The organism is Halorussus salilacus, assembly GCF_024138125.1.
In the GTDB taxonomy this organism is placed as follows: Archaea; Halobacteriota; Halobacteria; order Halobacteriales; family Haladaptataceae; genus Halorussus; species Halorussus salilacus.
Map to the genome: position 1 here is coordinate 143827 of NZ_CP099994.1, position 19888 is coordinate 163714.

At 67.9% G+C, this 19888-nt stretch carries 18 protein-coding genes; 4 read left to right on the plus strand and 14 right to left on the minus strand.

The features are described from left to right. The first annotated feature begins 1129 nt into the window (after positions 1 to 1129). A complete protein-coding gene (locus NGM10_RS16345; protein ID WP_253484656.1) occupies positions 1130 to 2371 on the plus strand; it encodes an orc1/cdc6 family replication initiation protein in 1242 nt (413 codons plus the stop codon). A gap of 914 nt (positions 2372 to 3285) precedes the next feature. Here NGM10_RS16345 and NGM10_RS16350 read toward each other — a convergent pair. The 4 genes from NGM10_RS16350 to NGM10_RS16365 form a co-directional block, all read right to left on the minus strand. Then, positions 3286 to 4095 carry a DUF8054 domain-containing protein gene (locus tag NGM10_RS16350; RefSeq protein ID WP_253484660.1) on the minus strand — a complete coding sequence of 270 codons (810 nt, stop codon included), beginning with the start codon at positions 4093 to 4095 and terminating at the stop codon, positions 3286 to 3288. A 129-nt stretch (positions 4096 to 4224) separates the two neighbouring features. Then, positions 4225 to 5907: a response regulator gene (locus tag NGM10_RS16355; protein WP_253484663.1), complete on the minus strand. Its 1683-nt coding sequence runs from the start codon at positions 5905 to 5907 to the stop codon at positions 4225 to 4227. A gap of 198 nt (positions 5908 to 6105) precedes the next feature. Beyond that, positions 6106 to 6819 carry a ThuA domain-containing protein gene (locus NGM10_RS16360; RefSeq protein WP_253484666.1) on the minus strand — a complete coding sequence of 238 codons (714 nt, stop codon included), beginning with the start codon at positions 6817 to 6819 and terminating at the stop codon, positions 6106 to 6108. A 293-nt stretch (positions 6820 to 7112) separates the two neighbouring features. Next, entirely contained in the window at positions 7113 to 8111 is a 999-nt protein-coding gene (locus NGM10_RS16365; protein WP_253484668.1) for an MBL fold metallo-hydrolase, read from the minus strand. Between the two features lie 145 nt (positions 8112 to 8256). Here NGM10_RS16365 and NGM10_RS16370 point away from each other — a divergent pair, with 145 nt between their 5' ends. Beyond that, a complete protein-coding gene (locus NGM10_RS16370; protein ID WP_253484670.1) occupies positions 8257 to 8511 on the plus strand; it encodes a hypothetical protein in 255 nt (84 codons plus the stop codon). Positions 8512 to 8540: 29 nt separating this feature from the next. Here the strand turns inward: NGM10_RS16370 and NGM10_RS16375 are convergent, their stop codons facing one another. Beyond that, positions 8541 to 10361 (minus strand): S9 family peptidase, encoded by a 1821-nt coding sequence (locus tag NGM10_RS16375; protein ID WP_253484672.1) that lies wholly within the window; start codon positions 10359 to 10361, stop codon positions 8541 to 8543. Positions 10362 to 10420: 59 nt separating this feature from the next. Further along, complete coding sequence (locus NGM10_RS16380; RefSeq protein ID WP_253484674.1) at positions 10421 to 10831, minus strand: HIT family protein; 411 nt, start codon at positions 10829 to 10831, stop codon at positions 10421 to 10423. A 165-nt stretch (positions 10832 to 10996) separates the two neighbouring features. Here NGM10_RS16380 and NGM10_RS16385 point away from each other — a divergent pair, with 165 nt between their 5' ends. Next, positions 10997 to 11167, plus strand: a complete 171-nt coding sequence (locus NGM10_RS16385; protein WP_253484676.1) for a hypothetical protein — start codon at positions 10997 to 10999, stop codon at positions 11165 to 11167. Here NGM10_RS16385 and NGM10_RS16390 read toward each other — a convergent pair. The 7 genes from NGM10_RS16390 to NGM10_RS16420 all read right to left on the minus strand — a co-directional run bounded on the left by NGM10_RS16390 (position 11164) and on the right by NGM10_RS16420 (position 17317). Then, positions 11164 to 11565, minus strand: coding sequence for a GerW family sporulation protein (locus NGM10_RS16390; protein ID WP_253484678.1), 402 nt, complete (start codon positions 11563 to 11565; stop codon positions 11164 to 11166). The two genes, NGM10_RS16385 and NGM10_RS16390, sit on opposite strands and share 4 nt — an antisense overlap. Before the next feature lie 64 nt (positions 11566 to 11629). Beyond that, a complete protein-coding gene (locus tag NGM10_RS16395; protein ID WP_253484681.1) occupies positions 11630 to 12319 on the minus strand; it encodes a uracil-DNA glycosylase family protein in 690 nt (229 codons plus the stop codon). Between the two features lie 82 nt (positions 12320 to 12401). Next, a complete protein-coding gene (locus NGM10_RS16400; RefSeq protein WP_253484684.1) occupies positions 12402 to 12584 on the minus strand; it encodes a DUF5786 family protein in 183 nt (60 codons plus the stop codon). An 87-nt stretch (positions 12585 to 12671) separates the two neighbouring features. Then, positions 12672 to 13943 (minus strand): translation elongation factor EF-1 subunit alpha, encoded by a 1272-nt coding sequence (tuf, locus tag NGM10_RS16405; protein WP_253484687.1) that lies wholly within the window; start codon positions 13941 to 13943, stop codon positions 12672 to 12674. A gap of 101 nt (positions 13944 to 14044) precedes the next feature. After that, complete coding sequence (locus tag NGM10_RS16410; RefSeq protein WP_253484689.1) at positions 14045 to 15262, minus strand: MFS transporter; 1218 nt, start codon at positions 15260 to 15262, stop codon at positions 14045 to 14047. A 79-nt stretch (positions 15263 to 15341) separates the two neighbouring features. After that, positions 15342 to 16283: an arylamine N-acetyltransferase family protein gene (locus NGM10_RS16415; protein ID WP_303656711.1), complete on the minus strand. Its 942-nt coding sequence runs from the start codon at positions 16281 to 16283 to the stop codon at positions 15342 to 15344. Positions 16284 to 16357: 74 nt separating this feature from the next. Beyond that, positions 16358 to 17317 carry an aldo/keto reductase gene (locus tag NGM10_RS16420; RefSeq protein WP_253484692.1) on the minus strand — a complete coding sequence of 320 codons (960 nt, stop codon included), beginning with the start codon at positions 17315 to 17317 and terminating at the stop codon, positions 16358 to 16360. A gap of 117 nt (positions 17318 to 17434) precedes the next feature. Here NGM10_RS16420 and NGM10_RS16425 point away from each other — a divergent pair, with 117 nt between their 5' ends. After that, positions 17435 to 17860 carry a hypothetical protein gene (locus NGM10_RS16425; RefSeq protein WP_253484695.1) on the plus strand — a complete coding sequence of 142 codons (426 nt, stop codon included), beginning with the start codon at positions 17435 to 17437 and terminating at the stop codon, positions 17858 to 17860. A gap of 78 nt (positions 17861 to 17938) precedes the next feature. Here NGM10_RS16425 and NGM10_RS16430 read toward each other — a convergent pair whose 3' ends face one another. Continuing rightward, the gene (locus NGM10_RS16430) at positions 17939 to 19831 is read right to left on the minus strand and encodes a rhomboid family intramembrane serine protease (RefSeq protein ID WP_253484698.1); all 1893 of its coding nucleotides are present in this window, start codon (positions 19829 to 19831) and stop codon (positions 17939 to 17941) included. Positions 19832 to 19888 lie beyond the last annotated feature (57 nt).

Consider the following 19888-nt stretch of genomic DNA (forward strand, 5'->3'; position numbering starts at 1 on the left):
TCACCGATGGCCCGATAACGTTCGGGCTGTGGCGTCGCGATGGTGTCGGTTCGGGACACAGGTCGCGACGGGGGCGATGGAATGCAGGTAGCGATGGTGACGGTCCGAGACGCGGGTCGCGCTGGCGGCACTCACTCGAATCGTCATCGAATCGTCACGGCGGCGATTTCCGACGGCCGCGGTTCCAAAGACGTGACGGTGAACTAACCCCATCGTTTCCGCTGTTTCTCTCGGGCGAGGAGACGTCGTAGTCGACGAGGGGGCGTGACGATGAGGGATTGGGAGAGCGGGTGTTCGAAGTACGAGTATCCGAAGTTGGAGCGTCCGCGATTACGGACGAAACCGAGGTGCGACGCCGGAGGACGGAGGAGTTCTACCCCACCGTTTCCGCTGTTTTCACGGAGGTCTCAGGGGAACGAACGGCTTCCGAGGTGGTGGCGTCCACAGGATACTCCGGAGAGAAGCGAACGGTCGGAGAGAAGCGAACGGTTGGAAACGACTCGCGAGATCGTAGACGTAACGGGGCTGAACACCACCATTTCCGCTGTTAGGTCGTCCGACTCGGACTGATTACCGCGGAGTTCGAGGGGGACACCCACCCCACGGTTTCCGATGTTTTCGGAGGAGATGGGAGCGGTGGCGGGGGTCTGGGGGATGTCGGACCCTCGGAGGGGTCGGTTTTCGGGACACACCCACCCCACCGTTTCCGCTGTTTTGTGGATGATCGGATGGGTGGGGGGAGTGAAGGGGTAGATGGAAGATCACGGGCTGGAGGGATGAAGGGCTGGAGGGATGAAGGGGTAAATAAAAGAACGGGTACAAAACCGAGTGTAGTTTATATAGTTACATTATTCTATATAGTCGATTTAGACTAATTGCAATACGGGTATGGTTTTCCCCATATAGTAATAAGACTTTCGCTCCAATAGCACCCAGTCTAACATCCCCCCATCCCTCCACACCAAAACACAGGAAACGATGGGGTGGGTGTGTCCTTATAAAAAATCGGACACAGGAAACGACGCCCCCTTCGAAAAACCCCGCCAAACAAAAACCCTCGGGACAGAAGAAACAGCGGACACCACACTAACCATGTGGCTTTATGTCGCTCTCCGTCCAACCGACACTCATGTCATCGTTCAGTTTCGACCGGGACAACTCCCTCTACAAGAACCGCGACGCGCTCTTGGAGGAGTACACCCCGAACAACCTCGTCGGGCGCGACGACGAGCTCGAGGAGTACCACGCCGCCCTCCAGCCCATCATCAACGGCGAGGCCCCGTCGAACATCTTTCTCTACGGCAAGAGCGGGGTAGGCAAGACCGCCGCCACTCGGTTTCTCCTCAATCGGCTCCAGGACGACGCCGCGAAGTACGACGACATCACGCTCGACGTCATCGAGATAAACTGCGACGGCCTCAATTCGAGCTATCAGGTGGCGGTCCGACTCGTCAACACGCTCCGGGACCCCTCCGAGCAGATCAGCAACACGGGCTACCCGCAGGCGCAGGTCTACAGCTTCCTCTGGGAGGAACTCGACGAACTCGGCGGCACCATCATCGTGGTCCTCGACGAGGTCGACCACATCAACGACAACTCTATCCTCTATCAGATTCCGCGCGCCAGAAGCAACGGCTACCTCGAAGACGCCAAGATCGGTCTCATCGGCATCTCCAACGACCTCTCGTTCCGCGATTCGCTCTCGGCGAAAGTTCGCTCGTCGCTCTGTGAGAAGGAGGTCTCGTTCCCGCCGTACGACGCCACCGAACTCCAGAAGGTCCTCAGCCAGCGCGAACAGGTCGCGTTCCACGACGGCGCGCTCGCCGAGGACGTCATTCCGCTCTGTGCGGCGTACGGCGCGCAGGACGCCGGTGACGCCCGGCAGGCGCTCGACCTCCTGCTGGAGGCGGGCGACCTCGCCCGCAAGGAGGCCGTCGAGCAGGTCACCGAGAGCCACGTCCAAGAGGCCCGCGAGAAACTCGAACGCGACCGCATCATGGAGGGGGTCGCCGACCTGACCGAACACGCCCGGCTCATCCTCTACGCGCTCACCTCGCTGGAGGCCGAGGAGAAGACCCCCGCGCGCTCGCGGGACATCCGACCGCGCTACGAGCAACTCTGCAACCACGTCGGGACCGAGCCCCTCACCAGCCGACGGATGCGCGACCACCTCGCCGACCTCGCGATGCTCGGCGTCATCTCCTCGACCGAGAAGAACGAGGGGATGTCGGGCGGCAAGTACCGCGAGCACGCCCTCAAACAGGACCTCCAGCTCGTGGTCAGCGCGCTCGAAGAGACCATCGAGTTCGCTGGCGTCCACGAGAGCATCCGCCCCTACTACCAGACGACGTTCGGCGAAGCCGAGAACTGAGATTTCCCTTCCCCTCCCTTCCCCTCGTCATCTTTCGCTCTTCCCCTTCCCTGCCACCCCTAAATACCCGTACCCCACCGTTTCCGTTGCTCTCCTCTCCGCGCTCTCCGCGCTCTCCGCGCTACCCAGCGATTTCTTCGCGTTCACCAGACTCACCCGCTAACCCCACTATTTCCGCTGTCATTGCTCCCGATTATTACTCCGCCGTTTCCGTTGTCTTTCGCATGTGTTCGCCCCCGATTCCAGCGATTCGTTCTCTCTCCCGCAGACGTGTTCCCACTCCGACGTTTCCGCTGTTTCCGGACCGGAACCCCCAAACTGCAGACCCCACGATTTCCGCTGTTGTGCCCCGGCCGAAGCTCCGCCTCAGGCGATTTTCGACGGTTCGGAAGACCCAGACCCGCGTCGAGTCCCGCCCCGAGACTCGCGAGAAGCACTCTGGCCCCGCGACCTCTCCGAAACCGAACGAACCTCCCGAATCGGACGAAACAGCGGAAACGCCGGTGTGGCGGGCCATCGCGGATTTCGGCCCGAACGTCGCGACGGCGAACCGGCGAGCCGACGCGTGATACCCGGAAACCGCGGATAGCGCGGCCGAGGGCCCCGCTCATTCGTTCCCCACCCTCCGCGCTCTCGAAACGCAGACAGCGGAAATTCCGGTGTTCGACCGGGGTCAGAGCGACGATAAACAGCGGAAACGACGGTGTAGGACCCCCCCTACTCGTCGGGCGGAGACAGCGGAAACGGCGGGGTCGGTCGAGTCGCACACGTTCGGATTCGGACGGACCGAGTTGTGGGGGGAGCGTCGAGACGATTCGAGAAGATGCGGGAAAACCGGACGGCCCGAATGCGGGAAAACCGGACGGCCCGAATGCGGGAAAACCGGACGAGCTCGGGCCGAGTACCGACCGAGCTCAGGCGCTGTGTTCGACTTCCAACAGCCGCGAGTCGCAGTCCGAGCAACTCACCGCGACCACGTCCATCGTCCGACAGCACGACTCGACGGTCTCCTGGTCCATGGCGATGTCACCGCCGCAGTCCGGACACGCGTCGAGGAAGATGCGCAGACCGCTCAGCACCCGGCTCTGATTCGTGACCGTGAGCGCGTCCCAGTCGGCGTACCGCTCCTCCAGCAACTTCGCGGCCGCGAGGTCGGCGATCAGCGCGCCGCGGGACTCCCACTGGCCGAGGCGACCGCTGCCCAGCCTCGCCACGAGGGCGTCGTCGTGTTCCTCGAAGCTGAGTTCCGCCTCGTCCACGTCGAGCACCTCGCTCAGGTCGCTCTTTTCGGTTCCCTCGGCCTTGATAGACTCCATCCGGTCGTACCAGTCGGCGCGGAACGACTCGTCGAGACAGAGGTCGTCGACCTCCCCGCAGGGCTCGACCGCTCCGGCGTCGGCCAGCACCGCCTCGGGCTCGCGCTCGTCCTCGCCGACCTCGGGGGCCCCGTGTTCGTGCTTGTCGAACATCGCGAGGAGCCAGTCGGGGAAGTACCGCTTCGTCAACGCGGGCGTTCCGGGAACGAGGTACCCTCGGAGGTATATCGCCAGCAGACACACCGCGAACACCGGCGCGCCGACGAGCGGCGTGGCGAACACCGAGACCACGCCACCGAGGCCCATCGCGATGACGACGTTGACGATCGTGCACGGGGTACATCTGTTCTCTCCGGTGTACTCCGGTTGCCGGAGCCGTTCGACGAATCCGGTCGATCCAGTACTCATACTGGCGATATTTTCGTTTTGACCATATATATCTGTTGTTAAAGAAAATGGACACGTTCCGGAAACCGAACGCTACTCCCGGGCGGCGATTCAGAACGACGGGGTGAAGCTCAGAAGACGGAGTGGGACTCAGAACGACGGGGTCGTTCGGAGACTCTCGGTCGCTCGCTGTAGCCGGAGCGTCACCGCCCCGCCGTCGGTGTGGTAGTCGTCGAACGAGAGTTCGCCGCCGAACTTGCCGACGATCCAGTTGGTCAGCCAGAGTCCGAGGCCGCTCCCGTGATGGAGCGCGGTCTCTTCGCCCTCGATCAGGACCGCTCGTTCCTCCTCCGGAATCCCGGGACCGTCGTCGAGGATGGTCACCTCGACCCACTCGCCCTCGTCCTCGACGAACGAGGCGGTCACTCTGACCGACGGCCGGTCGGTGTCGTTGTGTTCGATGGCGTTCTCCAGTACCTCGCTGATAGCGGCTTCGAGCGTCTTGTCGCCGAACACCGTCGCGGAGTCGGGCAGGTCGACGGTGATGTCGGCGTCGGGGTACGACTGACGGAGCTCCGAGCAGGACCTTCGGATGCAGTCGGTCACGTCGACCTGCCTATCGGTGTGGTCCTCGCGGTCGAGCGTCTTGCCGACCTCGCGGGCCTTCTCGCTTATCTCGATGAGTTCGCTCGCCTTCCGTTTGATGGTGGCCGCCTCGTCCTCGACGACCGGGTACTCCTCGGTGAGGTTGTCGGCGTGGCCCAACACCACGTTGAGGTCGTTGCGGAGGTTGTGCCGGAGGATGCGGTTGAACACCTGGAGTCGCTGTTCGCGCCGGACGAGTTCCTTGCGGGTCTGGACAGAGTCGATGGCGTAGGCGACGTTGCTCCCGAACTTCGAGAGGACGCGACGCTCGGTCTCACCGAAAGCGTCTCGCTCGTCCGACCAGAGGCTCAACACGCCGTATATCGTCTCCTCGTACGTGAGCGGCACTGCGGCTATCGTACACCGGCACCCGTCGACTTCGGGCTCCAGAACGTCCGTCTCCACCTCCGTCCCCGGCTCCTCACCCGTCTCGACCTCCGTCTCGGGCTCCTCACCCGTCTCGACCGCGGCCGACTCGCCGACTCGGACGGTTCCGGTTTCGACCGCTCTCCGAATCAGCCTCGTTCCCGGAGTCGCGTGGTCGGCCGACTCGTCGCCCCCGCCGTCGAGCGCGACCGGGTCGAGGTATCGCCTCTCGATTCCGGCCGACGCCTGCGGGCAGACCGCCTTCGCTCCCTCGTCGATGTCCCCGACCCACGCGAGGAGGTACGGGTCGGCGTCGGCGAGTCGCTCGCAGACGGTCCGCTCGATGTCCTCGGGCGAGGACGCCTGCAGAACCGCCTTGCTCACGTCCCATATCCGGTCGTTCACCGCGATCTGGCGGGTCGCGCGCCGCTCGCTCCGTCGGCGCGCGACGGCGTTCTCGATTCGGTTCGCCAGGACCGCGAACTGGTCGGTTCCCGACCCCTTCTGGAGGTAGTCGGTCACGCCCGCCGAGATGGCCTCGCTCGCGATCTCCTCGCTCCCGCCCCCGGTCAGGAGGATGAACGGAACCTCTGAACCCCGCTCTCGGACGGCGTCCAGGAACGCCAGTCCGTCCATCCCCGGCATCTCGTAGTCGCTGACGATGCAGTCGAACCCCTCGGAATCGAGCAGTTCGAGGGCGTCGCTCGCGCTCGTCGCCGTGCGCACCGCCATCCCGTACTCGTCGCCGAGGACGCTTGCGGTGACTCTGGCGAAGAACTCGTTGTCCTCGACGTGGAGCACACGGTACGGCGCGTCTGACATCCTACGTCTTGCCGGTTTCGCGGCTCCCTAATAAATGGTTTCCTTCTTTTAAGTTTACTCTCTTTCAAATCGGAAACGACGCCCTCGATGATTTTCGATTCCCAAAAGTCGCCGAGGTACGGTGTTACGGTCCCTCCATCGCGTCAGACCGGCCGAACGGACTACGCTCCCTCGGGCGGGTCAGACCGGCCGGACGGACTACGCCCCCTCGGGCGGGTCAGACCGGCCGAACGACGGTTCGGGCCCGTCGACCGGCGCGGCCCACTCGACGGCGTTGCCGACGACCCGCTGAATCTCGGGCTGTCGGTAGATGGGGTAGGTCTCGTGGCCGGGCCGGAAGTAGAACACCTTCCCCGCGCCGCGCCGGTAACAACAGCCGCTGCGGAACACCTCCCCGCCCTCGAACCAGCTGGTGAACACCAGCGTCTCGGGCGCTGGCACGTCGAAGCGCTCGCCGTACATCTCGGCCTCGGGGACCTCGACGTATTCGTCGATTCCGTCGGCGATGGGGTGGCCGGGTTCGACCACCCACAGCCGCTCGGTCTCGCCGCGCTCGCGGTACTTGAGGTCGCAGGTCGTGCCCATCAGTCGCTTGAATATCTTCGAGAAGTGGCCCGAGTGCAGCACGACCAGCCCCATCCCCCCGAGGACACGCTCGCGGACGCGCTCGACCACCTCGTCTGCCACCTCGTCGTGGGCCTCGTGGCCCCACCACGTCAGCACGTCAGTCCCGTCGAGCACCGACTCGGTCAGGCCGTGCTCGGGGTCGTCGAGGGTGGCGGTCCGGGTCTCGAACCCGCGGTCCCCGAGGAACCCCGCGATGACCTCGTGGATTCCCTCGGGGTACACCTCGGCGACCTCCTCGTCCTCGCGCTCGTGCCGGTACTCGTTCCAGACGGTGACGCTGGTCATGGGCGTAGTTGCCGTGCCACTGCATTACTGTTGACGGCTCACTTCGAGCGAATACTTGGTATCGGCGGGAGTCCTGCGATTCGAGGACCTGTAGGAAACGAGAACGGCCAGAAAGCCCTCGGCCGGTCGCGGTCGCTCAGCGACATATCCTCGCTCGCTTCGCTCACTCGGATAGGGGTCGCTGAGACGACCACGGGCCTTCGGCCCGCGACCGGCCGACCCCTTTCATTCCCGCCCGCGGCGGCTGGTCAATCGAGCGCCAGACACCCGAAAAGACGACTCCCGAAACCCTCCTACTCCGCCTCGGCCGAGACGCCGTGGTCGCCGAAAATCGCGTCGAGGTCCGGGTCCTCCTCGCGGAGTTCGTACCCCTCGTCGGTCTTCGCGACGACGCCCTCGCGGTCGAGGTGGTCGAGGTGGGCGTACGCCTCGCCCGGCCCGTGGAGGATGTGGATGTTCGAGAGTTCGCCGAAGAGGTCGGCGCTGACCGTCCACGCGTCGGCGACCCCGCGCTCGCGCAGGACCGAAACGACGCGCTCGGTGCGCTCGCGGTGGTGAGAAAGTATCTCGCGAGCGCGCCCGGTCGGGTCGTCGATGGCGTCGCGGTGGCCCGGCCACGCGCGTGCGTAGTCGTTTCGAATAATCCGGTCGAGCGAGTCGAGGTAGGCCCCGAGCGGGTCCTCGACTCGGGGGTCGGCACCGCCCACGTTCGGGGTGTACTTCGGCAGGAGGGCGTCGCCCGCGAACAGCTCGGTGCCAGACTCGCCCGCGAATTCGAACCCGGTGAGTCCCGCGGCGTGGCCGGGCAGGTGGACCGCTTCGAGTTCGGCGTCGCCGAACTCGAAGCGGTCGCCGTCGGCGAACGTCTCGACGGTCGGGGTCTCGCCCCGTATCTCCTCGTGGAGTTCGAGGAAGTCCAGCAGTTCCTCGCGCTTTTTCTCGGGGATGCCCCAGTCGTCGAACAGGCCGCGCCGGTCGATCTCGACCTCGTGGCTGGCCTCTTCGCTTCCGACCATCTCGGCGTCGTCCTCGTGGACGTAGACCGCGGCGTCGCCAGCGGCCTGTATCTCCCCGGCGAGTCCGGCGTGGTCGTGGTGCCAGTGGGTCAGCACGACGGCGTCCACGTCGGCGAACGTCAGGCCGTACTCACCGAGGCCCTCGCGGAACTGCTCGCGGGCGTCGTCCGTGGCGACTCCGGTGTCGACCAGCGCGGTCGTCCCCGACTCGGCACCGAGGACGTACGCGTCGTTGCGCCCCTCGAAGACGGTGTTTCCGAGCTGAATCCGTTTCACGGTCGTACTCCGGCCGGTTCGGGTAAGTCGCTTTCCTTCCGGGTCTCGCTCCACTCGTCTCCCCCGGATGCGGGTTTTATTATTACTGTAGTAAATATTACTACGGAACATTTATGATGGGTTCGGTCCCGGCTCCAACCACGCGATGAGCGAACCAGCCGAGCCCCGCGAACGCGAGGCCGACCGCATCAACTGGAAGCGAACCGACGGCGGCGTGGAACTCTACGACGAGACCAACGCAGACGCGTGGGTCCGGATGGAGTTCGTCAGCGGCATCGACCCCGCGAGGCGGCTGTACGGCATCTGCGACGACTGCGGGCTGGTCGCCCCCCAACGCGGCCTCCCCTCCGCGAGCATGGCCTGTGGCAACTGCGGTGCGGAGTTCGAGACCGACCGATAGCGTCCGGGAGCTCGCCGCGACCCCTCGTCTCAGACGTGTTCGTCGAGGAAGGCCGCGATGCGTTCGAACTGCTCGATGCGGTTCTCCAGCTTCGTGGTGTGGTGGCCCTCGTCCTCGAAGATCAGCTTCTCGACGGGCACGCCCTGCGCGGCCACCTCCTCGGCTATCTGCTCTGCCTCCTCGACCGGCACCCGGGGGTCGTTCGCGCCGTGCTGGACGAACAGCGGGCACTCGACCGCCTCGACCGAGTGAATCGGGCTGATGGACTCCAGCAGGTCGCGGTCCTCCGCCAGCGACCCGTACTCGGCCTCCCGGTGGGAGCGCCGCCAGTCGCCGGTGTTCTCCAGGAACGTCACCCAGTTTCCGATGCCAACGAAGTCGACCGCGGCGGCCCAGCGGTCGGGGAACTGGGTGATGGCCGCGAGCACCATGAAGCCGCCGTACGACCGGCCGTAGGCGACGATTCCATCGGGGTCGACCTCGGGACGCTCGCGGAGCCAGTCGACGGCCGCCGCGATGTCCCGAACCGAGTCCATCCGCTTTTCCACGTCGTCGAGCGCGGCGTACTCCCGGCCGTAGCCCGACGACCCCCGGACGTTCGGCTCGAACACCGCGTACCCCGAATCGAGGAAGTACTGGCGAATCGGCCGGAACCACGGTCGGCGCTGGTGGTGAGGTCCGCCGTGGATGTCGACGACGACCGGGGTCTCCCCGGGTTCCGGATTCTCGGGGAGCGTGAAGTACGCCGGAATCTCTCGCTCGTCGAACGTCTCGTACCGCACTAACTCGGGCGTATCGTAGGCGTCGAGCGCCACCCCGCCGGGCGACGGGCGGGTCCAGCGCTCGGCCCGGAGCGACCCGCCGCCGTCGGCGTCGGTCGGGTCCACGACGAACACCGAGTGGTTCAGGTCGGGAGCCGACACCGCCGCCGCGATTCGCTCGCCCTCCGGCCCGACCGCGAGGCCGTGGACCACGCCCTCGGGAACGTCGACCGGCGCGGTGGCGGCCTCCGCGGGGGCCGCAAGCCGCCCGACCCGCAGCTCCGAGTAGCCGTCGACGTTCCGCGACAGGGCGAGTCGGCCGGTCGCGGCGTCGAGCGCGAAGTGGTCGACGCTCCACGCCTCGCTTTCGACGACCGTCTCGGTTTCGAGCGTGTCGAGGCCGATGCGGACCACCTCCTTCGCGTCGGCGTTCGCGTCGCTCGCGCAGTAGACCGCGTCGCCGTCCGGCCCGAACGTCGGCTGGCGATACCGGACGTGGCCCTCGTGGGGCGTGAGGTGGCGGCGTTCGCCCGAGTCGATGTCGACCGCGAAGAGGTCGTCGTCGGAGCTCGCGTTCGGTTCCCGGACCAGCAGGCGGTCGCCCGAGGGGCTCCACCCCTCGATTGACAGCATGCCCTCGCGGTCGCCCTCGCAGACGAGTTCGGCCTCGCTCCCCTCGTCCTCGACATCCATCACGTACGCGTCGAACACCGACTCGTCGCGTCGGTTCGCGGCGAACGCGATTCGGTCGCCCGAGGGGCTCCACCCGCCCCACGCGTGGATGGCGTCGGGGCGGTCGGTCAGCCGGGAGACTCGGCCGGTCTCGGGGTCGAGCGCGAACAGCTGGTCGTGCTCGTCGGCCCCCGCGTCCTTTCCGAACGCGAGGGCGTCGCCGTCGGGCGACCACGAGACGAACGAGACGCGCTCGTCGTAGAAGGTGCGCTGGCGGGGCCACGCCCCGGGAACGTCGGCGGTCCAGACCTGCGTCGTGCCGGTGGTGTCGGCGAGGAACGCGAGCCGACCGTCGGGCGAGAGGGTCGGCGAGACGGTCCGGCGCGCGGTCAGGTAGGGTCGCACGTCGTGTTCCATACCATTGCGCTCGAAGTCGGGGCAGTTGAAACTGCGGGTCGCGGAACGACCGAAACGGGTCACAGCGCATCGCGGATTTCCGCGGCGATGTCCCGGTCGGATTCCCCCGGCGGGTCTCCGGGGGACCACGCGAGCGTCACGTCGTCGTCCCCGTACCGCGGGACGACGTGGACGTGGGCGTGGAACACGTCCTGTCCGGCGGCCTCGCCGTTCGACTGGACCACGTTCAGTCCGTCGGGGTCGAGCGCCGACTCGACGGCGCTCGCGACTCGGCGGACGGACCGAAACAGGTCCACTGCGAGGTCGGGTTCGACCTCGGTCAGCGTCTCGCGGTGGGGCTTGGGTACGACCAGCGCGTGGCCGGGCGCTGCTGGCGCGGCGTCGAGGAACGCGAGGGTGCGCTCGTCCTCGTGGAGTCGGTGCGCAGAGCGCTCGCCAGCGACGATGTCGCAGAAGACGCACTCGGGCATGCTCGGAACTGCGAATCGCACGCCAAAGTATCCTCGGTCGATTTGGCGACTTCCACGCGACCGTTCGACACGCAGGCGGACGGAACGCTCGACGCGCAGGCAGACAGAACGCTCGACGCGCACGCGGGCCGACCGTTTAACACGCGGGCGGTCGTGTCACGACTCATGGCAATCCCGACTCCGGACTCGCCGACGCAGATGGCGCTGGTCGCGGTCGGTGCGGTCGTCGCGTTCCTCGTGGTCGTGCCCCTGCTCCCGACCGTCTTCGACCTCCTGTTCGGGGCGGTCCGGAGCGTCTTCGACGTGGTCGTCCCCGGTGGACGCACGGCCACCTAGTCGCGACCCCACCGCCGACCGACCGCGAGCCCGATTCCGAACCCGGCGAGCGCGAGCGCGAGCGCCCCGGGAAACCCGGGGCGCTCGCGCTCGAACCGCACGAACTCGGTCGCGCCGTCGCGGATTTCGAGCGCGCCGACCGGGGTCGCCGACGCGCTCCCGCCGCCGCCACCTCCCCGTACCCCGACGGGCCCGCGGTTCGCCTCGTCTCGACCCGCGCGTTCGCGCTTTCGGTCGCCACCGCCGACCCGGCCGTATCCGCCGCCGAAGCCGTAGCTCACGCGGGCGACCGGAATCACGGTCCGGTCGCCGCGCTCGATGGGGTCTCCGAAGACGGTGCGTGCGTTCGCGCTCCGCGCGAGTCGCTCGACGAGGGACTCGATTCGTGCAGCGCTCATCTCGGTCCGGTTCGACGCGCAACGCCAAAAGGGTGGTCGCTACCGGAGGTCGCAGTGGTGGTCGCTACCGGACCTCGTAGGTGTCCTCGGTCGCGACGAACCGGCTCAGGTCGGCGGTCTGCCGGTAGTCCGATTCCAGCAGGTCGGCCAGCGAGGCGGTCAGTCGCTCGCCGTCGTCGCCAGTCCACTCGCTCGGTTGCTTCACCGGGACCACGAGGAAGCCGCTCCCCGGGACGTGGTCGGCGTGGAGCGCGTCCATCCCCCTCGCCTCCACGAGGGACTCGCGGGCGGCGTAGGTCCCGAGGACGTGACGGGTCGCCCGCTCGCCGACCGGCACGAGGACGTGGGCCGCGATGGCCCGCAGCTCCGCGTCGAAGAACGGTTCGAGGTCGTCGTACTCCCGGGCGGTCGGTTCGCGGTCCCCCGGCAGACAGCACATGTGGAGATAGCTCGCGAAGAGGTTCGGCGTCGGGGGGAACTCGCGGTCGGCGACGGCGACGCCGCTGGCGTCGCCGTCGCCGACGAGGCCGACCTCGTTCAGGACCGGCCGGAGGCGCTCGCCCGCGACGCTTCCGGTGAAGGGGACGCCCGTCTCGACCCCGCCGTGGACGCCGGGGTGGTCGCCGACGAGGTGGAAGTCGGCGTTGGCGTCGCCGTACCCGAAGACGGCCCGCCGAGGCGCCGCCCCGCAGTCGTGTTCGCAGGGCGGCCGCATGTCGAAGGGATTGGAGGTTCTGTCCGTGACGTTCTTCACGCACCCACGTAACGCGGTCCGGGTTAAATTCGGCGCGGTTCGGCGCGGGGGTCGGAGTCGGCGTGAGGCGTCTGCGTTTGCGCTACTCCTCGTCGCTGGCGTTCTTTATCTCGTCGAGCTTGTCCAGTAGCTCGTCCTGGGACGCCTCGGAGTCGAACGAGACCGTCCCCTTGTGGTCGTTTTCGTGGACGTTGACCGCGGCGTCCTCGTCGATGTCGTTGTCCTGGTCCTGCTGTTCGGACTCGTCGTAGCTACCGAAACCCATGTCTCGACGGATGGGCGTCCGACGCTAAAAAGGAACGATGTCGGACCGGCCGCGCCGGACCGCGGTCCGGCGCGGCCGGGCGGTGGCTCACCGCTCGTGGACTTCCAGCACGCGCCCGGCCGCGATGGTCTGGCCCATGTCCCGGACCGCGAAGCTCCCCAACTCGGGAATCTCCGAGGAGGGCTCTATCGAGAGGGGCTTCTGGGGCCGGACCGTGATGACCGCGGCGTCGCCCGACTGGATGAAGTCGGGATTCTCCTCCTCGACCTCGCCCGAGGAGGCGTCTATCTTCTGGTCGAGCGACTCGATGGTGCAGGCGACCTGCGCGGTGTGGGCGTGGAAGACCGGCGTGTAACCGTCGGTGATGACCGAGGGGTGTTGCATCACCACTATCTGGGCCGTGAAGGTCTCGGCGACGCTCGGCGGGTCGTCTGCCGGACCGCAGACGTCGCCGCGGTGGATGTCGTCCTTGCCGATGCCCCGGACGTTGAAGCCGACGTTGTCGCCGGGACCCGCCTGCGGGACCTCCTCGTGGTGCATCTCGATGGTCTTGACCTCGCCGCCCACGTCGCTGGGCTGGAACGAGACGGTGTCGCCGGTGTTCAACATCCCCGTCTCGACGCGGCCGACCGGAACGGTCCCGATGCCCGAGATGGTGTACACGTCCTGAATCGGCAGGCGCAGCGGCGCGTCGGTCGGCGGGTCGGGCTCTTCGAGGCCGTTGAGCGCTTCGAGGATGAGTTCGCCGTCGTACCACGGCATGTCGTCGCTGCGGTCGACGACGTTGTCGCCCTCCAGCGCCGAGATGGGGATGAAGCTGGCGTCCTCGGTGTTAAAGCGCACCTGATTCAGGAGGTCGGTGACCTCCTCGACGACCTCGCGGTAGCGGTCCTCGTCGTAGTCGACCGTGTCCATCTTGTTGACCGCGACGATGAGTTCGTTGATGCCCAGCGTCCGCGCGAGGAAGACGTGTTCCTGTGTCTGGGGGGCGACGCCGTCGTCTGCGGCGACGACCAGCACGGCGTTGTCGGCCTGCGAGGCCCCCGTTATCATGTTCTTCACGAAGTCGCGGTGGCCGGGCGTGTCCACGATGGTGAAGTAGTACTCGTCGGTCTGGAACTCCTGATGGGCGATGTCGATGGTGACGCCGCGCTCGCGTTCCTCCGCGAGGTTGTCCATGACGTAGGCGAACTCGAAGCCGCCCTTGCCCTTCTCCTCTGCCTCCTCGCGGTGCTGTTCGATGATGTGCTCCGGGATGGACCCCGTCTCGAAGAGGAGTCGCCCGACCAGCGTGCTCTTTCCGTGGTCGACGTGGCCGATGATGGCCAGATTCTGATGCGGTTTGTTGGTCTCTGACATGGTTTCCCCCACCGTAGAACACTAGTCGCGGTTCATGGGTATGAAAGTTGCTCCGGTGTGAGGCCTCACCTCCCCCGCGGTCGGCCCGTCGCGGTCGCGGCTCACCGCACCTCGGGGGCGTACCACGACAGCACCGCCCCGAGGACCGCCACCCCGGTCGCGAGCAGGAAGGCGGGCCGGTACCCGGCGCGAGCGATTATCTCGCCGCCGACGATGGGCGCGAGGAAGGCCCCGAGCAGACCGACGCTCGTCAGCATCGAGACCGCGGTGGTCCGGACCGCCGGGGAGACGACCTCGACGACGTAGGTGTAGAACAGCCCGAGCGCGAGCTGGACCGCGAACCCGGAGACGACGACGAGCGCGACCACCGGGGCGACCGACGAGACCGCGACGAACCCGGCGACCGCGGGCGCGGCCGCCGCGAACGACAGCAACGCGACCGGACGACGCTTGCCGCCGAACAGCCGGTCCGAGAGCACGCCGCCGCCGGTCCGCGAGACCACGCCGACCGCGGGGAACAGCGCGGTCAACAGGCCCCCCGCCGCCAGCGAGACCCCGAGGCTGTCGGTCAGGTAGCTCGGGAGCCAGCTGTTGAGAAAGAGGTACAGCGAGAACCCGAGGAAGCTGAGGATGCAGAGCGTCCACGCCGCGCGGTTCCGAAACAGCGCTGCGAACTCCTCGCGACTCGGCGCGTCGGCCTCGACCGCGAGGCTCCGCCCGCGGGTCGCGAGCAGGAAGACCGCGACCCCGACCACCGCGAGGGCCGCGAACGTCGGCAAGGCCGCCTCCCAGCCGAGCGCCTCGGCGACCAGCGGGCTGCCGAACTGCCCCAGCGCGAACCCGACCGGCGCGCTCGCGGTGAACACGCCGACCGCGGTCGCGCGAACCTCGGCGTCGACCGCCTGCCCCACGAGGTTCGCGCCCGCGTTCCAGAACACGACGTACGCGAACCCGCCGAGGATTCGGGAGGCGAACAGCCACCAGTAGGCCCCGGCGACCGCGGCGGCCCACCCCCACCCGCCCGCGACGAGCAGCGCGAGGGCCGCGGCCGCGACCGCCCGCCGGACCGACACGCGGTCGAGCGCCGCCCCGACCGGGACGCTCGCGACGACCGCGGTGAGGTACATCACGCTCACGAGCCACCCCGCCGCGGTCGCTCCCACGCCGAGCGACTCGCGGACGAGGGGCAGGACGCTCGCCGGGGCTATCTCGTACGCGCCCGCCGCGGTCGAGAGCACGAACAGTCCGGCCACGAGACCGACGGTTCGGCGTCGGGACCGCTCGCCCGAACCCGCTGTCGCGCCGTCGCGTTCGGTCACGTCTCTCCCTTTTCAGGTCGAATATAAAATTCTGCGCGTGGCGGAACCCTCTGCGCTCGCCCGCCGGGGTCACGGCTGGCTACCCGCGGTCGTACCGGAGGCCGAACTCGCGTTCGAGCGTCGCGTGCCACTCCTCGTGGGTCACGGTGCGCTCGCGCTCGTCGCCACTCACGTACTCGGTCAGGGTCTCGCCCGAGAGCTTCCGGTGGCCCTCGTCGGTCGCGACCGAGACGACGGGGTCGCCCGTGAACGGCGACTCGGGGGCGGTCTGGAGGTAGTCGTTGGTCGCCTCGAAGTAGCGGAACTCGCGGGCCACGTCGCTGAACACGTAGCGCGTGGACCACTCCACGTCGCCGGGTCCGCGGTACTCCGAGCGGTAGGTCTCGTCGGGCCGGTCGCTCTCGGCGATTCGCCACTCGACGCCGACCGAATCGGAGCGCGGGGTCCCGTCGAGGGGAATGGGTCGGCGCATCGTCGGGACCCCCATCCCCACGTCGACCACGTACCGGCGGTCGAGTTCCACGATATTAGCATGGTGATTCGCGGGCGGGCGCGCGTCGCCGTCGTCGCCGACGACCCGCGCCGCCACGCGGTCCACGTCGTAGCCGAACACGGCGAGTAGCGAGTGGAAGAGGCCGTTGAGTTCGAAGCAGTAGCCGCCCCGCCCGCGCTCGACGACCTTCTCGCGGAGGTGCGGGGTCGAGAGGACCACGCGTTCGCCGTCACCCTCGGCATCCCGGTCGCCGTGGGGGTCGCCGACGACGGACAGATTCTCGAACGGGACCGCGGTGACGTGGGCGCGCTGGAGGCGTTCGAGCGTGTCGAGGTCGGGCGTCTCGACGGTCCCGGGGTCGATGCCGATGCGTTCGAGGTACGCGTCGGGGTCCACGTCGTTGGGTTCGAGGTACGCGTCGGGGTCCACGTCGTCGCGTTCGCGTTGCGTTTCGGGGTCCGAGCGCGCCCGACGGGCGCGCTCGGACCCGCCGCCGGTCGGACCGGCCGCCGACGTATCGCGTGACATCTCGTTCGGACGTTCCGCCTCTCGGCCCTTCACTGTATCCTGTAGCCGATTTGTGTAAGGCTGGATACCATTCGCTACTCGTAGGCCTCGCGGATTCGCTCGAACTGCTCGTCAGACAGCGAGATGTCGCTCGCGCCGAGGTTCTCCTCCAGTTGGTCGACGGTTCGTGCGCCGACGATGGGGACGCAGCGGAACTCGCGCTGGTCGGCCAGCCACCGCAGCGACACCTGCGCGGGCGTGGCGTCGACCTCGTCGGCGACCGCCTCGACGGCGTCGAGGACCGCCCACTGGCGGTCGTCCCACCTGTCTCCCCACTCGTAGAGTTCGCCGCGCGACCCCTCGGGGACGGTCCCCTCGCGGTCGTATTTCCCCGTCAGAAATCCGCCTTCGAGCGGCGAGTACGGACACACCGCGAGGTCTCGGTCGGCGCACACGTCGAGGTAGTCGGCGACCGGGTCCCGATACGCGGCGTTGAACCTCGGTTGGGTCACCTCGAAGCGCTCCAGTCCCTCCACGTCGCTGGTCCAGAGCGCCTTGGTCAGCTTCCACGCCGCCATCGAACTCGCCGCGAGGTAGTTCACTTTCCCCTCGCGAACGAGGTCGTTCAAGGTCTGCAGGGTCTCCTCGATGGGCGTCTCGTCGTCCCAGCGGTGGACGTAGTACACGTCGAGGTAGTCCGTGCCGAGTCGGTCGAGCGTGCCCTCGATCTGGGCCCGGACGTGCTTGCGCGAGAGGCCCCTGTCGTTTGGGCCCTCGTCGACGCCGAAGTACACCTTCGAGGCCAGCACGAAGTCCTCGCGGTCGTGGTCGGCGAGCCAGTCGCCGATCCACTCCTCTGCGGTGCCGTTGGGGTCGCCGTAGACGTTCGCGGTGTCGACGAAGTTGACCCCGCGGTCCCACGCCGCGTCGAGCAGGTCGTGGGCGGTCTTGCGGTCGGTCTCGACGGTGCCGTTCGACTCCTTGCCGAACCGCCACGTCCCGAAGCATATCTCGCTGACCTTGGTGCCCGTGGAGCCGAGTCTGACGTACTCCATACTCGTCCGGTCGGGGGTTTCGTCCTTAGTTCTGTGCGTGGCGGTCCCCGGAACGCCTCCGACCGAGACGCCGTCACCGACCCGAAGATATTAATAAGTTTACACTCTACCCGGCGTATGGTCCGCGCGGAGCGAGAGAAGCGCAGGCGGAAGTCTGGGGGCCGGTCTCGGGGGCAATCGCCGAGCGACGAGTCGCGGCGTTCCGCGACCCGCGGAACCGACCGCTCGGTCCGGCTGGTGGCTCTAGGACTCCTCATGGCGGTCGGCGCTCTCGGAGCGCTCTGGGGTAGCCTGCTGTTGATCGCCGGTGGGATGGGCATCGTCGGGTTTCCACTCGCACTCGCCGCGACCGGCCAGCTCGTGGTCGCGGTCGGGGTGCTCGCCACCCGTGCGTGGGCGTTCTTCTGGGCGACGCTCCTCCTCTTCGTGAACGTGTTCTTCGGCACGGTCCGGGTGTTCCTGACGGGAGAGGGAATCGCCTCGGTCCTGGTCGGGGTCCTCTGCCTCGCCGTCCTGCTCAGTGCCGCCGAAGAGTTCGCGTGACGCCACGGCGGTCCCAATCCTGGCGGCGACAAGCTCACGGGTCGAGGACACGGGAGCGCCCGGGACACCGCTCTCGGGTCACCGATACGTCTCGCGCTCGGCGAACCGGACGCGCGTGTCGCCCGATTCGGCCATCAGCCGGGTTCCGTCGTCGCCGTCGACGGCCGTCACCGTGAGGTCTCCCACGTCGGCCGATTCGTTGGTCTCGGGGACCGGTACGGCGTCGACGGTCTCGCCGTCGGTCAGGACCGCGACCTCGAATCCTTCCGGGGTCGGGACCACTTCGAGACGTCGACCGTCGACCTCGGCGCTCGCCCGAGACCCGTCGGAGGTGAACGCCCGGACGGTCTCGCCGCCAGCGCCCGGTTCGAGGTCGACCGCGTAGGCGGTGTCGTTGCCCAGCACCTCCCAGCCCGTTCGCTCGGCGCGGACCGTCTCGCGCCAGCCGACGCCGCCCACCGTGACGTTCCCCTCGCCCCTGAACGCGAGCGTCCGTCTGTCGAGGCCGACTGTCCAGAGCTCTCGGTCGTCGCTGGCGACGATGACGCCGCTGACGCTCGTCGGTTCGTCGGTGGCTTCGTCCCCGGTGTCGACGAGCCACTGCTGTCCGCTGGTGGCGTTCTCCGCGTAGGTGACGGCGTAGTCCCCGGCCGACACGCCCCCCTCGGGCATCGCGTCGGCCCCGACGACCGTCAGCCCGACGGGAACGCTCACGACCGCGACGAGCGCGGTGAACACCGCGATGGCGACCACGGCCCCGCCCCGCCACGACGCGGTCGAGGGCAGTCGGTCGTCGGGGGCCAGCGCGACGAGCGCCGGGACGGCCAGCACGGACGCGAACGCGACCAGAACGGCGGACTCGTAGACGTTCCCCTCTCCCGTCGCGACGAGGCTCACGGCTCCGAGCGCCGCCCCCGCGACCAGCAACGCGAGCCACGCGACCGCGACCGTCCGGCCCGACGGGAGCCACGCGAAGCGCCCGCCCGGCGTCAGGAGGCGTCGGTCGCGGCCCGCGACCGCGCTCGCGATGGCCAGCGCCAGACCCGCCACCATGGCGAGGCCGATTCCCCGGTACAGCACGTACACGTCCTGACTCGGCGTCCAGACGAGGAGCCACAGCGACTGGACCGCACCGACGGCGAACACGCCCAGTCCGAGCGCGGCGAACGACGGCCTGCGCCGACGACGCGACACCACGAGGACCGCGACGACGACGCCGAGCAGGAACCCCAGCAAGTGGGCCTGAAACGCGATGCCAGCCCACCCCGGCGGTGACGGCCCACCGGCTTCGACCGTCTCGCGGACGACCGGCTGCGTGAGCGCGTCGAGCGTGACCGACAGGACCGAGGACGCCACGACCCCGACGACGGCCGCGAGGGGGCGCAGGACGGCCGCGAACCCCACGAGGGCGAACACCACGCCCGAGAAGCCGAGTCCCGGCCCGAGCGAGAAGACGGCGGTCACCAGCGCGGCCGCGAACAGCGCCGCCGGGAACGCCACGAACGCCCGGAACCACGGACGGCCGAGGAGGCCGCCGCGACGGGCGTCCGTCGCGGCGGTCTCCCCACCGGTGGGGAGACCGCGCCGTCGGGCGCGGCGCTCCCGACGCGGCCGGTGGCCCCAGGCGTACTCGGCGATGGACCCGAAGACCAGAGTCGCCGTCACGTTCGAGACGAGGTGGGCGAGTCCGGCGTGTGCGATTCCGGCGGTGAGTAACCCGGTCGGATAGAAGTACGACCACGTAACGAACGGCAGGACGAGGGGGTCGCTCGGACGCTCGAAACCGCCCTGAACCACGAGATAGAACCCGACGACCGCGCTGGCGGCGAGGAGGGTTCCCCACGGCACACCGTAGAGCAGTCGCTCGTCGAGGGCGGCGTACCAGCGACCGCGGCCGTCGACGTACCACGCGCTGGCGAGGACGACCGCCAGCGCCCCGGCGAGCCCGACTTGGGTCGGGGTTATTTCCATACCCTCCGAATTCGAACACCACGCCCATCAATAGTTCGGTCGATAGACCGGCGAGTC